This window comes from Candidatus Hadarchaeales archaeon (genome assembly GCA_038736355.1).
Classification (GTDB): Archaea; Hadarchaeota; Hadarchaeia; order Hadarchaeales; family WYZ-LMO6; genus WYZ-LMO6.
In genome coordinates, this window is record JAVYML010000002.1 from 285,005 (window position 1) to 299,632 (window position 14,628).

General features: G+C 50.9%; 19 protein-coding genes. 2 read left to right on the forward strand and 17 right to left on the reverse strand.

Translation table 11 applies throughout. The features are described from left to right. On the reverse strand, nt 1-291 hold the full coding sequence (gene eif1A / locus QXG22_03825) for a translation initiation factor eIF-1A (protein ID MEM0359123.1): 291 nt from the start codon (nt 289-291) through the stop codon (nt 1-3). Beyond that, the gene (locus tag QXG22_03830; protein ID MEM0359124.1) at nt 272-1,786 is read right to left on the reverse strand and encodes a 2-isopropylmalate synthase; all 1,515 of its coding nucleotides are present in this window, start codon (nt 1,784-1,786) and stop codon (nt 272-274) included. The genes eif1A and QXG22_03830 overlap by 20 nt, the downstream gene beginning before the upstream one ends. Nucleotides 1,787-1,830: 44 nt before the next feature. Here QXG22_03830 and QXG22_03835 point away from each other — a divergent pair, with 44 nt between their 5' ends. Next, nucleotides 1,831-3,381, forward strand: coding sequence for a 2-isopropylmalate synthase (locus tag QXG22_03835; protein ID MEM0359125.1), 1,551 nt, complete (start codon nt 1,831-1,833; stop codon nt 3,379-3,381). Here QXG22_03835 and QXG22_03840 read toward each other — a convergent pair. From QXG22_03840 to QXG22_03850, 3 genes are all read right to left on the reverse strand, one after another. Continuing rightward, entirely contained in the window at nt 3,378-3,956 is a 579-nt protein-coding gene (locus tag QXG22_03840) for an acetate uptake transporter (protein ID MEM0359126.1), read from the reverse strand. The two genes, QXG22_03835 and QXG22_03840, sit on opposite strands and share 4 nt — an antisense overlap. A gap of 62 nt (nt 3,957-4,018) precedes the next feature. Next, nucleotides 4,019-4,642: an archaeal heat shock protein Hsp20 gene (hsp20, locus tag QXG22_03845; protein MEM0359127.1), complete on the reverse strand. Its 624-nt coding sequence runs from the start codon at nt 4,640-4,642 to the stop codon at nt 4,019-4,021. A gap of 166 nt (nt 4,643-4,808) precedes the next feature. Next, nucleotides 4,809-6,416 carry a glutamate synthase-related protein gene (locus tag QXG22_03850; protein MEM0359128.1) on the reverse strand — a complete coding sequence of 536 codons (1,608 nt, stop codon included), beginning with the start codon at nt 6,414-6,416 and terminating at the stop codon, nt 4,809-4,811. A gap of 98 nt (nt 6,417-6,514) precedes the next feature. On the opposite strand from QXG22_03850, the gene QXG22_03855 reads away from it, so the two are divergent. Next, complete coding sequence (locus QXG22_03855; GenBank protein MEM0359129.1) at nt 6,515-7,294, forward strand: NAD+ synthase; 780 nt, start codon at nt 6,515-6,517, stop codon at nt 7,292-7,294. Here the strand turns inward: QXG22_03855 and QXG22_03860 are convergent. The 12 genes from QXG22_03860 to QXG22_03915 all read right to left on the reverse strand — a co-directional run bounded on the left by QXG22_03860 (nt 7,272) and on the right by QXG22_03915 (nt 14,585). After that, complete coding sequence (locus QXG22_03860) at nt 7,272-7,802, reverse strand: ribbon-helix-helix protein, CopG family (protein ID MEM0359130.1); 531 nt, start codon at nt 7,800-7,802, stop codon at nt 7,272-7,274. The two genes, QXG22_03855 and QXG22_03860, sit on opposite strands and share 23 nt — an antisense overlap. A 4-nt stretch (nt 7,803-7,806) precedes the next feature. Then, nucleotides 7,807-8,562: a proteasome assembly chaperone family protein gene (locus QXG22_03865; protein MEM0359131.1), complete on the reverse strand. Its 756-nt coding sequence runs from the start codon at nt 8,560-8,562 to the stop codon at nt 7,807-7,809. A gap of 167 nt (nt 8,563-8,729) precedes the next feature. Next, nucleotides 8,730-9,533 (reverse strand): translation initiation factor IF-2 subunit alpha, encoded by an 804-nt coding sequence (locus QXG22_03870; GenBank protein ID MEM0359132.1) that lies wholly within the window; start codon nt 9,531-9,533, stop codon nt 8,730-8,732. Further along, a complete protein-coding gene (locus QXG22_03875) occupies nt 9,520-9,693 on the reverse strand; it encodes a 30S ribosomal protein S27e (protein ID MEM0359133.1) in 174 nt (57 codons plus the stop codon). The genes QXG22_03870 and QXG22_03875 overlap by 14 nt, the downstream gene beginning before the upstream one ends. Before the next feature lie 3 nt (nt 9,694-9,696). Further along, complete coding sequence (locus tag QXG22_03880) at nt 9,697-9,978, reverse strand: 50S ribosomal protein L44e (protein MEM0359134.1); 282 nt, start codon at nt 9,976-9,978, stop codon at nt 9,697-9,699. A gap of 2 nt (nt 9,979-9,980) precedes the next feature. Further along, nucleotides 9,981-10,535, reverse strand: a complete 555-nt coding sequence (locus QXG22_03885) for a hypothetical protein (GenBank protein ID MEM0359135.1) — start codon at nt 10,533-10,535, stop codon at nt 9,981-9,983. Between the two features lies 1 nt (nt 10,536). Next, nucleotides 10,537-11,466: a DNA primase catalytic subunit PriS gene (gene priS / locus QXG22_03890; GenBank protein ID MEM0359136.1), complete on the reverse strand. Its 930-nt coding sequence runs from the start codon at nt 11,464-11,466 to the stop codon at nt 10,537-10,539. After that, nucleotides 11,399-12,700: a hypothetical protein gene (locus QXG22_03895; GenBank protein MEM0359137.1), complete on the reverse strand. Its 1,302-nt coding sequence runs from the start codon at nt 12,698-12,700 to the stop codon at nt 11,399-11,401. Before QXG22_03895 ends, priS begins: the two co-directional genes overlap by 68 nt. A 9-nt stretch (nt 12,701-12,709) precedes the next feature. Beyond that, entirely contained in the window at nt 12,710-13,465 is a 756-nt protein-coding gene (pcn, locus tag QXG22_03900; protein ID MEM0359138.1) for a proliferating cell nuclear antigen (pcna), read from the reverse strand. Between the two features lie 4 nt (nt 13,466-13,469). Continuing rightward, on the reverse strand, nt 13,470-13,808 hold the full coding sequence (locus QXG22_03905) for a hypothetical protein (protein ID MEM0359139.1): 339 nt from the start codon (nt 13,806-13,808) through the stop codon (nt 13,470-13,472). 9 nt (nt 13,809-13,817) lie between these two features. Beyond that, entirely contained in the window at nt 13,818-14,132 is a 315-nt protein-coding gene (locus QXG22_03910; GenBank protein ID MEM0359140.1) for a transcription factor S, read from the reverse strand. 48 nt (nt 14,133-14,180) lie between these two features. Then, nucleotides 14,181-14,585 (reverse strand): signal peptidase I, encoded by a 405-nt coding sequence (locus QXG22_03915; protein ID MEM0359141.1) that lies wholly within the window; start codon nt 14,583-14,585, stop codon nt 14,181-14,183. Nucleotides 14,586-14,628: the final 43 nt, after the last annotated feature.

The window sequence follows — 14,628 nt, forward strand, 5'->3', positions numbered from 1 at the left end:
TTACTCCCACAATCCCTTCTTCTTAAGCCATTCCACCTCGGTTCCGGTATAGCGGTAAACTAAATCCCCTTTTTTGTCTCCCTCCACTTCCCAGGGAGCCACTATTACAACATCGTCCACCCTCACCCATTCCCTCTTCTTCATTTTTCCAGGAATCCTACAGATCCTGACATGGCCATCCCTACACCTCACCCTCAACCTATCGAAACCTACTATCTGCTCCACTATGCCAAGGACTTCCCCATCCTTCGGGAGACGGAGCCTGCCCTCCTCATTTGTTTTTTCTGGCATACTTCATCCTCCTATCCCAAAGAAACCTGTTGACCCCAGCCAGCATGGCCTGCACGCTGGCCATGATAATATCACTAGATGTACCCCTCGATGTTATAATTTTTCTGCCATCCGTCAACTTCACTACCACACTGACGACGGCATCGGTTCCCCCAGAGATGGCATCCACATGGTATTCCTGCAACTTCACATTGGACATCCCTTCCAATATTTTTCTGATGGCGTTCATGGCTGCATCCACTGGACCCACTCCGATTCCAGAATTCTGAAGTTCCTTTCCGTTCACCAGAAGGCGCACCGAAGCTGTGGGGGTGATCTTGTTTCCACTAACCACCGTTAGCTCTTGTAGCTTGACCATCTCCTCAAAGGATCTTCCCAAAACTGAATCCACGATTGCCCTCCATTCCGCATCCGTCACCATCTTACCTTTATCTCCCAAGGCCTTTACTTGGGAGAAGATTTCCTTGATCTGCTCTTCCGAAGCTTTTATCCCAAGCTTCTTCAATTCGTTGCGGATGAACGCCATTCCCACATGCTTTCCCAATACGAACCTCCTTTTCTGTCCCACCAGCTCCGGTGAGAGGGGTTCGTAGGTCCCTGGAAACCTGAGCACCCCATGGGTGTGGATTCCCGATTCGTGTGAAAAGGCGTTATCACCCACAATGGCCTTGTTCGGCGGGACGGGTACCCCCGTCAATCTCTCCACCAGCTCCGAAGTTTGGTACAACTTCCTGAGCTTGATTCCGGTTTTGAATCCATAGAAGTAGTGAAGAGAGGTCACCACCTCCTCCAACGAAGCATTCCCCGCCCTTTCCCCCAATCCATTCACCGTGACATGAACTTCCTTTGCCCCTCCTCTCACCGCCCCTATGGTGTTGGCGGTGGCTAGGCCGAAATCGTCATGACAATGGACTGAGATGGGAAGGGAGAAGGAGCTGGTGAGATCCAAAAAAAGTCCTTGAATTTTTTCCGGAGTCATGATTCCCACCGTATCGCACACGCACAAACGGTGTACCCCCTCCTCCACACCTATGGAAAAGAATTCCTTGAGGAAAGCTGGGTCGGTTCTACTCCCATCCTCGGCCGAAAGCTCTACCTTCAAACCGTGGTCCAAGGCATATCGACAGGCCTCCCTTGCCATTTCCTTCAACTGGGAGCGGGATTTTCTCAATTTGTACTTCAGGTGGATATCAGAAGTCGGAAGTACCAAATGAACACTATCCACCTCACATTCCAAGGCTGCATCTATGTCTTCCTTAACTCCCCGACTGAAGCTACATATTTCCGCCCTCAGTCCCTGCCTCACCACGGCCTTGAGGGCTTTCCTTTCCCCCTCCGAAACGATGGCCGATCCGGCCTCTATGATGTCCACTCCCAGCTCATCTAGGGCTATGGCTATCTCCAACTTCTGTTCTGGGGTGAGGGCGAGCCCAGGCATCTGCTCGCCGTCCCTCAGGGTGGTATCCAGAACCGCTATTCTCCTGTCTGGCTTCATCCTAAAACTTACAGTCTTATTATATATGAAGTCGAGGGAAAAGGATGCAGCCTATTCTCGTAAGCGGTCTCAATAAGGAAATCGTTAAGGGGCTAAACCTTCCCAAGCGAGTGAGGATTTTCGACACCACCCTTCGGGACGGGGAGCAGACCCCGGGGGTATCGCTGACACCCGATCAAAAGATGCGTATAGCCAGGCAACTGAACAGGCTGGGGGTAGATTGTATAGAGGCGGGCTTTCCGGTCGTTTCGGAGGGAGAATATCAGGCAGTCAAAAAAATTGCCCAAGCAGGTCTGGACTCGGAAATCTGCGCCCTTGCCAGGTGTTCAAAAGAAGATGTAGACTTGGCGGTGGAATGCGGTGTGGAATCGATTCATCTTTTCATAGCCACCTCCGACATCCATCTGAAGTACAAGTTGAGAATGACTAGAAAAGAAGTGTTGAAAAGGGCTGTGGAGCACGTGAAGTATGCCAAACGAAAGGGAGTGACGGTGGAGTTCTCCGCCGAGGACGCCACAAGAACTGAGCTGAGCTTCCTCAAGGAGGTCTACAAACAAGTAGTCAAAGCGGGGGCGGATAGGATAAACGTGCCCGACACGGTGGGGGTCATTACTCCCCGGGCCATGTACCAGCTTATCTCCTCCCTAAAACAGGAGATAAACGTACCCATCTCGGTACACTGTCATGACGATTTTGGCTTGGCCGTTTCCAACTCCTTGGCCGCTGTGGAAGCTGGTGCCGAACAGGTCCATGTCACGGTGAATGGATTGGGGGAAAGGGCGGGGAATGCTTCGTTGGAGGAGGTGGTGATGTCCCTCAGGGCCTTCTACGGAATAAAACCCAGAGTCAAAACCCGTCTGCTGGTGGAGACTTCGGAGCTGGTGGAGAGATTGACGGGGGTACCCGTCCCGCCGAACAAGGCCATTGTGGGTGATAACGCCTTTTCACACGAATCGGGAATCCACACCCATGGGGTGCTCAGGTTTCCAGGGACCTACGAACCCCTCTCACCGGAGCTGGTGGGACACCATCGTAGGTTGGTGTTGGGAAAGCATGCCGGAAGCAAATCCGTGGAAAGGGAACTCAGGGAAATGGGTCTGAAGCCCACCCAAGCCCAACTGAAAGAGATAACCAGGCAACTCAAGGCCCTTGCGGACAAAGGAAAGCGTATCACGGATGCCGACATAAGAGCCGTTGCTGAACATGTGATTGGAAAGCTGCCTGCCGAAAAGAGGGTAGTGGAGATCAAAGAAATCATAGTAAACACTGGAAACACCATCACGCCCACTGCTTCTGTCAGACTGCTGGTTAAAGGTGAGGAAAGGGTGGGCTCGAGTGTGGGAGTGGGGCCCGTCGATGCTGCCATCAATGCTATCCGCAATTCCCTCTCGGAGGCCCAAGAGCTGAAACTAAAGGAATTTCATTTGGATGCCATAACCGGGGGAAGCGATGCCTTGGCAGAGGTTACCATAAAGCTTGAGGATAAGAAGGGAAACCTCTACATCTCCAAGGGGGTCAAGGAAGATGTGGTACTAGCCAGCGTGGAGGCTATGATCAATGGCATAAACAAATACTTCCTTAAAAAAGGATACTAAAGGGGCCTTCCAGAACCCGGTAATTCTTTTCCCGTGTGATCGAAAAAGATGGCACAAAAAGCTGCCCACATGGCCAAAATACCACACACCAGCCCAAAGTAGCCTGCCCACCGCAGGAGGACTTCTGCCCCCCTGATGGCATGGGCGGCAAGCAGGAAAAAGGTGAGCCAGAGGGTGCCAAACACGAAGACGAGGTTCCAGCTGTGCTTGAAAGTCAGGATCCACATGAAAAAGCTGAACATTCCCCAAACGATCATAAAGGAAGCCAACGCCCTAGAAGAGGCGCTGGTAGCTATCCCGATGGTTCTCAAAAGCCAGTAAAAGGCTAAAACCTCCCAAAAAGATCCATAGGCAGAAAAGGCGGTGGCCGCAAACATTTCTCCTCTTTTGAAAGCCATCCCTCCAGCTATTAGTTGAACAATGCCACCAGAAAAAATGGCCATGGGCAAAAGCAAACTTCCTTCCAGCGTAGCATCCACCACGTTGAGGTTCATCAAACTCAACAAAATCGTGGTCATGCCAAAAACCATCAGTCCCAAAGTGGTCGGATTGGCTGGCTGGTCTTGAGGAGGCATCAGAAAGCCTTCTAAACCCTTCCTATAAAAAGCTTCCCACCTTCCAAAGAGAAAAAGAAAAATTATTTCTTTTCCTCGGAGGGCTCCTTTTTCTCTTTGATTTCTATTTTTTCACCACTCACGGGTTTCTCCAGTCTCCTGAGGATTACCTCCAACACACCGTTCTCGAAAGTAGCATCGGCAGATTTTGGATCCACCTTGTAAGGCAGCTCCACTTCCTTGTGGTATTTCCATTCTCCCCTTTCCGCCGAAATCACCAGTCTATCTTCTTCTACCCTCAAATCTATATCGGACCTGCTCACCCCAGGCAGCTCTGCCACCACTCGGATGTGTTTTGGTCCCGGAATACATTCCACCAGTGGTTCCCTCTTCATCTCCAAGGCCGGCACTCCTTCTGGCGGAACGACATTACCGAAAACCTTAATGGAAGGCTTCCCATCCGGTCCCACCGTTATCGAATAGCCCCTTACCACTGGTCCGTATGTCCTTACCGTACTACCATCCGGCAAAGTGTATTCTCTCATCAGCTCCCTAGGTGGTTCCCTCACCAATCTGGTGAGGAACCTTTCGAGTTCTCTGTCCATCTCGCTAAAACGCCTGAAGAATCTCTCGAATTCCCTGTCTATCTCCCTGAAGAAATCGGGCCACTCCCTCCTCCTAAACCAATTTTCCCAGAAATCCCACATCTTCCCCCTAATTTTTTCGAGGAACCTGAGGTAAAAAGAGTTTCGGTAAACCTTTATCGGAAGAGGGAGAAAAAGAAAATGCCGATGATGTCACGGTAAAGGCTGAGCCGAGCGATGATTTGAATGATGGGCGGACTGAGGCAAAAAAAGGGATTCTGGGCTGGTTTCAGCCCAGAATGGTTTCTATAAGTTCATTCTCCGCCTCGTCCACCGTGGGTATACCCGTAACCCTAGAAGCCCTCTCCGTGAGGGCCACTAAGTCTTCCCTCCCTATCAATTCCAGTTTCCACTTACGTACTCCCGCCATCAGTTGTTGCAGGCCCACTCCTATCCTCTCTACCTGATAAGTGTAAAGGCCCAAAGCCCCCGGTGGTATTTGCTGGAATCTCTCCCCGTACTTCCTCCTCAGCTCTGGGGCGCACACGAAGAACTTGGAGGGATCCGATCCGTACTGCTCTGAAAACTTGGTGGGCAGCTTACCCTTTTCGGCGAGCTCGGCGAAATAGGAAGCCTTCATCACCGCCGTGAGGGGGGCACGAGCCATGGTTATTGCCTTCACCAGTGGTCCATCCCCGAAGTTGCTCAGTGCGATGGCCTTGAAGATCTGCGTCTCGTTTATGAATCCCCCTGCCATGCTTATGTCGGGCACATATCTTCCCTTTTTCTTCAGGAGCTGAGCGCACTTCAGAACTTGGGCTTCCAAGTATACCGTTGGTGTGCTCATTTCGTTCATCATGGGCACTGGACTCATCCCTGTACCTCCCCCTGCCCCGTCGAAGGTTATGTAATCCACCTCCGCCTCCGACGCTACTTTCATGGTCCATGCCACGTCAACGGGACGATAGGCCCCGGTCTTCAGGCTGACCTTTTTAGCCCCTTGTTCCCTAAGCCATTCCACATCCTCCACGAATCCCCTCTCGGTGGGCATCCCAACCCTGCTGTGGCGTTCGAAAGTCTTGAAATAGCCCATCCTAAAGGCTTCCTGCACTTCTGGATCTTCGGGATCCGGCACCACCACATAACCCCTCCTCTTCAGGGTGATGGCCCTCTCCAAGCTGTCCAGCCTGACCTCTCCTCCTATGGCCTTAGCACCCTGCCCCCACTTCCTCTCTATTACATCCACTTCCAGCTTGGAAATGGCGTAGACATCCACTCCAAATCTCTGATCCTCCACATTCGTCTGAACGGCTATACCACCATGCTTCCCATCCCAAAATTCCCTGAATTTCTTCACCCTGTACTCTAAGTCTGGAGAAGAAGTCACCTTTCCTTGGGTAAAGGTGGCTTGCGGATCCATGCCGCACACGTTTTCCCCTATCACGAGAATGACTCCAGCCAAGGCTGAACCCACTGCCAAACCGTCCCAGTTGTTCTTCGCCACGGCAGTGGAACCGAAGGCCCCATTGACCAGCGGAACCCGCAGGGGTATTCCTCCCAGTTTCGTGGAAATATCCACGTTGGGGAAGATGGCCTTGTCCGGATCCGCCTCTATTCCCCTCGCGCCACGAAGACTGGCCAGAATATTGAAATGAGACCAATCGAGGCCATAGTCCTTCAAAGAGGCTGCTGTGCTCCTGCCAAAGTATTCTGGCATGGGATAGAGGACTTCTCTTCCCCTGAAAGCGGAAAGACCTATCTCGCACAGCACTGGACACTCCCTGATACAAATGGGACACATCCCGCTCGTTGGACTCACATCCCTTACCCTAGAGGTAGTACCCGTGGTGGACTGGGCGTTGAGGTAAGAGGAGTTCTGCGTTACTCTCTCGGTCATCCTTTCCCTTTTTCGGGAGCCTTTTTTTAAAGTCTGTTAGTAAATTTTCCCACCAACCCATAAAGCTAAAAGAAACCTTTTCCGGCTCCAATGGGAGAATGGTACCCCTTCCCGACCCCAAAGGAACCTGCCAGAACATCCTCTCCTTCATCAGGGAGGAAGTCAAAAAGGCTGGGGCGAAAGGGGTAGTATTGGGACTGAGCGGTGGTCTGGATTCCTCCACTACCGCCTACCTGTGTGTGAAAGCCTTGGGAAACCGGAAGGTTTTGGGGCTCCTCATGCCCGATGAAGTCACCGCCAAGGAAGATCTGGAGGACGCCAAGTTGGTGGCAAAAACCCTGTGCATTCCCCACAAGCTTTTCGATCTCACCCCCCTCTGTCATCAGATTTTCCCTTTTTTCAAGGGAAACCGAAACGCCAAGGGAAATATAAAAGCACGTCTGAGGATGGTTCTCCTCTACTACGCTGCCAACTCCAAAAACCTCTTGGTAGTGGGCACGAGCGATAGGAGCGAACTCCTCATGGGATACTTCACCAAATACGGGGATGGTGGGGCCGATCTGCTTCCCTTGGGAGGATTGTTCAAAACGCAGGTAAGGGAACTGGCCAGGTATTTGGGTGTTCCAGCCCACATAGTGGATAAACCCAGTTCTCCCGGTTTGTGGCCTGGACAAAAGGCGGAGGAAGAACTGGGAATCAGCTACGAGCTTCTGGATTCCATTCTCCACCTGAAGCTTGACTTGGGAAAGGATTTCTCCCATATCCAGAAAGAAACGGGGGCAAAAAAAGAACTGATAGAGCACGTTTTGAAGAAAATAGAAAAAACCGAGCACAAAAGGAAGTTTCCCCCTTCTCCTACTCCTCCACCCTTAGTCTGAGCTTTGCCTTATCCTCCTTTATCTTTACCTTGTAACCCATTCCCTCGAGCGTATGCATGAGCAACTCCTTTACGAACCTCTTACTTGCCTCCACATTCAGAACCAAAGTAAATTCCTTTTCCGAGACTTTTCCCATCCTGAAGAAGTTACAAGCCTCTATCCTTTTCAGGTATTGGGGAAGGGAAAGGGAGGAAAGTTGTTCGGCGTGGGATTTTGAAACCTCCTGGCACTCCTTATAAAAATTTTCCTTGTTTTCACTTTTCTCCAGATATTTGAAAAAGAGTAACCAGTGGTCCACATCCAAAATCACGTGCTCTCCTCCCTGGAGAAGGTCCATCCATATCCTAACCTTTTCCGGATCTTTCAAGAGCTCTCCATAGGAGGAGAAGAACTTCAGTGCGAACCTTATGAGGGCGCTACAGGTCATCCCGCTTTGCTGTACCAACTTCTTCAGGATTTCATCGGTTTCTTTGTCCAACGCCACGCTCAAACGTATGGGTGGGGGCAAATTCTCACCTTATGTACCAGGGTTCCTCCCTCTCTCCTTCCAGAGCTTCCCTCCTTTCGAATTCCATCTTCAGCTTGTTCACCATCTTTTCCACTTCCCTAGCCCTTTCTTCCAAAACGCTCGTGTCTATCCTTATCCCTAGCATCTCCCCCAATACCTCCAACACCGACTGGGTGGAACGTGGGTCTACGAAGGCCCCGTGGGTCTCACCCAACAGACACGTTCCCTTTATACCCTTTGCCCTCCCCAAACCCAGCAAAAGCCCCGTGGGACCCAGAATGGGACCTATCTCTCTTTCTCCAGGAATCACATAGCCCTTTCCTTCTTTCAGGAGCTCTTTGTCCGTGGCTATAACCACCACCTTGGGTTTACCTTCCGTCTGTTTTCCAGTGGGATATCCCCCCAAAGCGAAAATCCTTTTGACCCCAAGCTTTTCCGCCACTTCCAAGATCTTTTCCACCATTTCGTATTGCCCCTCGGGAGAAGTCACCTGACCATCGCCAGAAACGATGATGAGATCCTTACCGTTGACCCTAGCCCAGAAGAAAGAGGTTCTGGGTAACCTTACCGACCCATCCTTCTCTACAAAAACGTGATGCAGGAAGTGTGGGGAGTAAAGATCGGCGAATCTTTCTGCCTTCATTTCATTCGTCAAATGCTCCGATGCCAATTTCCCAACGTGCCCTGCCCCACCCAGCCCTTCTATCAGCACTGGATTCTTAAGTTTGGGCACCTTCAGGAACCTGACTTCCGTCTCCACCTCCTTCCACCTCCTTTTTGAGCTTCCTCCTGTATTTACCATAGGGATCCAAAGGTGAAAATCTGGGCGGATGTGGGGAAGAGGTTTCTTTCCCGCAGGAAGGACATTTTTCCTTTAGAGTATAAATACCACATACTTTGCACTTTCTCAATCTCACCCTCTTCCTCTCACTTACCCCCTTTAGCTGCGTGGAACTCCCCCTTTCCTCCTTGGGCCTTGATCGAATTTATAGCCAACTCCACCACCTTTCTCAAAACCGCCTCCGCCTCCTTGTAAGAAGAGGCTGAAACCTCCACCCTGTACCTCGGAGAACCCACATAATATATCTCCACCTTTACACCATCCGTTGAGGCCGCTTCTTTGGCCTTTATCATGGCTTCCTTGATCTTCTCCACCCCATCTGGAGCCATGGACTGGAGCTCAAGATATCCCACCACCTTGAAGAAGGGAAGCCCCACCAATGAAGAAGAAACCTTTACTAGGGCGTTCACCCATTTCTTGCTCAGCCCCAAATCCTCCAGTACCTTTCCCCCCTCCTTCGCCACCAGCTCTAAACCCGTATACATATCGCCAAACTTCTCTTGTAGCTTGAATCCCACCTCTTCGTAAGCCTCATCCAGGGATTTCTTGAGCTTCTTGGCAGCCAACTCAAGCAATTTCTCCGCCCTTTCCTCTCTTTTCCACTGCTCCCTCTTCCAAGCCTTTTCGCTCTCCTTGACCCTCCTTATTGAAAGGTCCACATGACCCCTTTTTTCATCCACCGCCAAGACCCTACAGACCACGGTCTGACCCTCCCTGATGTGTTCCCTAATGTTCTTGATCCAACCGGAGGCCACTTCGGAGAGGTGTACCAAACCCACCTTCCCTCCATATTCTTCAAGCCTCACAAAAGCCCCTTCCGGAAAAACCTCCACGATGGTTCCTATTACCAGCTCATCGGGAGAAGGGAACTCGTTTTTACGCCTTACCACCTTCCCCCCTCCTTTCCCCTAGAATCTTTGCCTTTCCACCCGTGGGTATGGCCAAGGTCTTACCGCAGACCACACATCTAATGCGCATCGTGGAATGGCTGTATATCGTCTGTTCGTTACCACACCCCCCGCAAACCACCTTGAGGAATTCTCCTGGCAAACCTTACCCCCCCACTATCTCTATTTTCTTGGCCCTGAAACCTGTACGTGGATGGGCCTTTCCACACTCCTCACACCTTAAGAGAAGGGCCACCTTTTTGGTGGTCTTCGCAAACTTCTTTTGTTCGGACCTGGGCTGCCCACCGTATCCCCTCATCACCCTAGCGAACTGTCTCTGACCCCAACTGAGGGAACGAGGGGCCCTTTTCTTTACCTGACTCACGGTGTGCTCCGTATGCTTCCTGCAAAGGGGACAGTAGGTTCTTATCTTTTTGGGTATCTTCATCTTCACCCTTCACCCCTCAATCCAAAAAAATATTTGGGATGGAGCTTTCTGGCAAAGCGATGGGTTACCAGAAGCTCTGCCGTGGCTTTGGGTAGGGAAACTATCTCCCCTTCCTCGAAGGGTCCATAATATCTCAGGTCCTCGCCCACTATCCGGGGGATTTTCCCGAGCACTACCAAAAGCTCTTGGCGAGGTTCGATGAGGGGAGTCTCCTCTTCCACCCTTTCTATGAGTTCCCCCCTGCTCTTTTCCAGCAACCCCACCAACTCGGAGAAAAATTTGGTTTCCCTCTCGTCTTGCGAGGAAGGGACCGAACCCTCCAAACATTGCTTGACCGCCTTTAGGGTCCTAAGGGTGAAAAGTTCGGTAAGGATTTTCCTGACCTCCCTCAGTTCTTCTTCCAAAAGTTCCCTCCTAATCCCCGCACTTCCTTCCAACTCCGTTCTCAGACGAAAGAGATAGCTGGAAACCTCAGAGTAGAATCTGGGGGGAAGGGGGAAAAGAGTCTTGGAGGTCCTTTCCTCCAACCATACCTTTTCCAGCTTTTCCCAATTCATCTCATCCCTCCAGAATGAACTTGGGAATGGCCTGATCGAGAGAAAAATTCTCTATGTCCTTGATGGGAACACACTTCATGCTCACTCCAGAATGGAGGGTGGAAGGAAGCCTCAAAATCCTCTTGACATCGACCGTAACCCTTCCATCCACCCATCCCGCGTTCAACTTGGCCAAAAACTCCAACAGCTTCTCTTCCTTCCCCACCAGCCTCTTTATTTCTTCCCTCCTACCTTGACGCAAGGCTTCCAGCACTTCCCTTTTCTTCTCCTGAATCCTTTGGACCACCTTGGGGAAAACTTCCTTGAGTTTTTCCTCGGAAAGTCTCTCAAAGGTTCTCGCGGCGAACTCCCTGAAGACTTTCGAATATCCCAGCACAAAGGAAAGATCCGTTGGAATCACACTCCCCGTAACATAGGAGACCAGCTGGGCTCTTTCGTTCTGCTCAAGCTTAGAAACCGCTTCATCCAATACCCGGAGATGAAATCCCCTACCCGAATAGGAGAAGCGGAGATCCCTTAATCCCAAATCGGAAGAAAGCACGTCGGAAAGAAGCATGACCACCCTTCTAGCCTCTTCCAAGCAGCACTCACAAACTTCCCCTTGGCCACAACCACATGGCTTGACGGGTAAATCCTTGGCATCCACATCGAAAGCCAACTCTGACTTGATCCATCCCGCCCTCCTAGAAGGCTGCTCGTAAAGGGCCACGCTCACATAAACTGAGAAGGGAAAGTTGCTCTTGAGATAGGAAGAAAGCTGTTCGAGGGTGAAAAACTGCCTGTATCTCTGGTTTGGACCACTTCCGTCGGGATCGAAACCGAACTCCCTGAGTGAGAGGGTTTGCTGGATGAAGTCTGGAATTTCATGCTTGTTCCACTCCTCCTGATAGAACCTTTTCCTCTCCTCCGGTGTCGCCTTTCTGAACTGCATCCCTTCTACCCTCCAGATGCAATCGCTTAAAGTAGTAGGTGAGGGGATTCCTTATTTCCTTGCAGAACTCATCGGGTGTGCAGAGGAGGGGAGCTGAAGAGGAAATCTTTCTGCAATTGGGAGGGCTGTACCATTTGCTCCTTCCAGAATCTTCCAGCTTCGGATCCATGGTCATGCCGAATCCCAAATGGTAATAAACATTCGCCCTTTCCTGTGGTTGGTCCCTGAAAAGCGGGGGATGACATCTCTCAGCCGCTTCGAAAATAAGGGGGACTATCTCCTCCCTTATGACGGAGAAGCCCTCGGGTATATCCCTTATCCTGGTAACTGCCCTTCCAGAGGGGAGGCGTGCGTGGGAAAGAAAAGAGGTGAGCAAGACCGTTATGGCGTAGTTCCTACTTCCAGAACCCACTCCTGCCAAAGCGCGCTTTACACAGGGAGGAAAGAATTCCGGCCTGAGCTTTCCACGGCGATATCTTATCCCAACCTCTACTTCTGGAGGAAAGAGGGAGGAAATCCTTTCACCCACCCTTATCAAGAGTTCCGGTGGTCTCCTATTCTCAGAAAAACGTTCATAAAGGGAAGAAATGTACTCTTCACATTTCAATCCTATCAACCCTGCGAAGAGGCACCAGAGATTGTAAGGTGTTATCACCGCCCTTCCTTCCACAAGGTACAAATCGGTTAGCTGAAGCCTGTTCGCCTTCAGAAAGGGAGAGAGATCCACCCAAGGAACGAGGTACTTGGGCTGATGCTGGGGGGGAACCGGGTCGGATGGTATGGGAATACCTGCCTCCCTCAGACTGGAATTCCTCACCCTCAAAAGGTCCTCTCTAGGTATCCTAGCACTCAACTCATCCAACTCGGAAACCCTTAGGTATCTCCGAATGACTTCCAAGCAGGGACCTTCGTATCCCCTAGTGAAGAGGTAATACAATCTGTACCTGATCACCTCTTCGGTCTTCTCTCCGGCCAATCTCACTTCTCTGGAATAAGGGTAGGAAACGGAAGCCAGACCTTGGCACATAAGAAAAAAGGACTGAACCTCCCTCTTCACCTCTTCCAGGTTGAAACCCACCATCATTTCCTTACCGGTTTTCCAACGCAGCCTTTCCACCGCTCTTTCCACCACCCCTTCGGGAAGGGAGGAGAAGGGGGGCGAGGACCGAAGAACTTCCTTAGCCTCTGAGGAGAAGAAGTCTAGGACCGCAGGATACTCCGGTATTGGAAACATTTCTCCAGACTACTCCAGCTCGATTCTGGGGGCCAAAATGAAGCTCAGACTGCCCTTCCCACCCGCTATCCGAAGATCGAGCCTCACGGGCAAATCTTCTCCCAAGCTAACGGTAATCAAATCCTTGGGGTCGGCTGCCCTCAGCATGTCGGAAAGGTACTTCACGTTGAACATGGAAGAGCAAGGACGTTCGAGCTTGAACTTAGGCATGGCCGAGCTCCCCTTCTCCAGCTTCAGTTCCGTGGATTTTCCGTCACCCTCTGCATACATGAAAAATCCCTCTTCCGTCACTTGGAAACGAACGTTCTCTCCCACCGTTTCTGAGTCCCGCAAACCATCCTGAAGCACCTCTGCCATCACTTCCACCACGGCGGAGAACTGGAGTTTTGGTTCTGGGAGTTCGCTCTCCCTTAAATCCAAAAGGGGAAGGCTGAACTTGCGACTGGAGGTACCCTTGAAGGTAATCAGGAACCTGTTCTTTTCCTCATCATGCTCCATTATGAGCGCGTCCTCACTCTTGGCCCTGGAAAGAACTTTGTTTAATTCGACGAGGGAAAGACCCAGCCCCACTGGTTTGGAAACCCTATATTCCTCAAAAGCGTTCGAAGGCAACTTGAAATCCACCAGAGCCACATGGGAAGGATCCATGGCCCTCATACTCACCCCCTCTGGAGCGAATTTAAAGCGGGCCTCCTCCAGTAGGTTCACAATCGCCCCCATACAGGTTTTCCAAACTTTAGTATCCGACATCCTAGCCATCAACATGTTCTCACCTTATTTCCCCTTCCAGCTTTTTTACCTCTTCCATGACTTTCCAATAGAGCTCGAAATCCAAACCGTCCACCTTCTGTACAATTTCTGCCTTCATTTCCTTTCCGACAGAAAGCATCGGACGGCCGAAAACCCTTATCTTGGATCCCACCTCTATTTCCTCAAACAACTCCTCTTTGTCCGAAAAAACCGTTAAAAGACCTGAACCATCATCTAGGACTATCTCGGAATCTTTCTTCTCCACCACCAAACCCATCACCTTTACCCATTCTTCGTCTTCCCTGAGCTCAGCGATTCTCCGATAGGGTGCGGCTCTTCTGATCTTAGGTTCCTCCATTCCCCCACCCTAGGCGTATTCCCTCCAAGTGTTTCCACATTTGGTACATCTGTAGAATCTGGTGGAGGGCTCATCGGCACTTCTAGTTTGCCTCATCCACCAGTAGGCCCTATCGTTGCCACACTTGGGGCATTTGACCTTGATGGTGGGAAGGGTGGATGGTTCCTCTTCTATCACCACCACATCTGACTTTTCCTCTACCTTCCTCACAACCTTATACTCCGATCCCTCCGCCTTCTCCTCTGCCCCGCAGAGCTGGCATACCAGCCATCCCTCTTCCCCCTGCTTGGGAACCAACAACCCACCACACTTACAAAACTTCAAGCTCTCCCCAAGCCAACCTTTCTGAAAGAGGTTCAAATAAAGCTTTTCTCAGTATCGCCTCCAAACCGACAAAGACAACCATCCTAGGTTGGGTACCACTCCCACCACTTTTCCCCTTACCATTTCAAAGGAAATGGGGGGATCGGGGGACATGTTGGCATCACCTTTAGGAATGAAAATCGTACCATTTTCGAGAATGGCCAAGATCCTATGGACCACGGGTATCGTTTTGGAACTTCGCTGGTAAACCACCACATCACCCACTTTCAGCTCAGAGGGAGAATCAACCCCTTTCACCACCACCAAGTCTCCCTTTTCAAATCCTTTCTGAAGGGGGAAACGACGGGTGTTTTCTCCCCTTTGTTCGTAAACCTCTCTCCAACTTTCGTCGTAATGTTTCATGCTATCGGAGATCACGGGCATGAGAGGGGTTTCAGAATTAAAAACCAGCATCAGAATACCTTGATAGGCGAAGTAAAGGCTTCCGAGTAGCAGA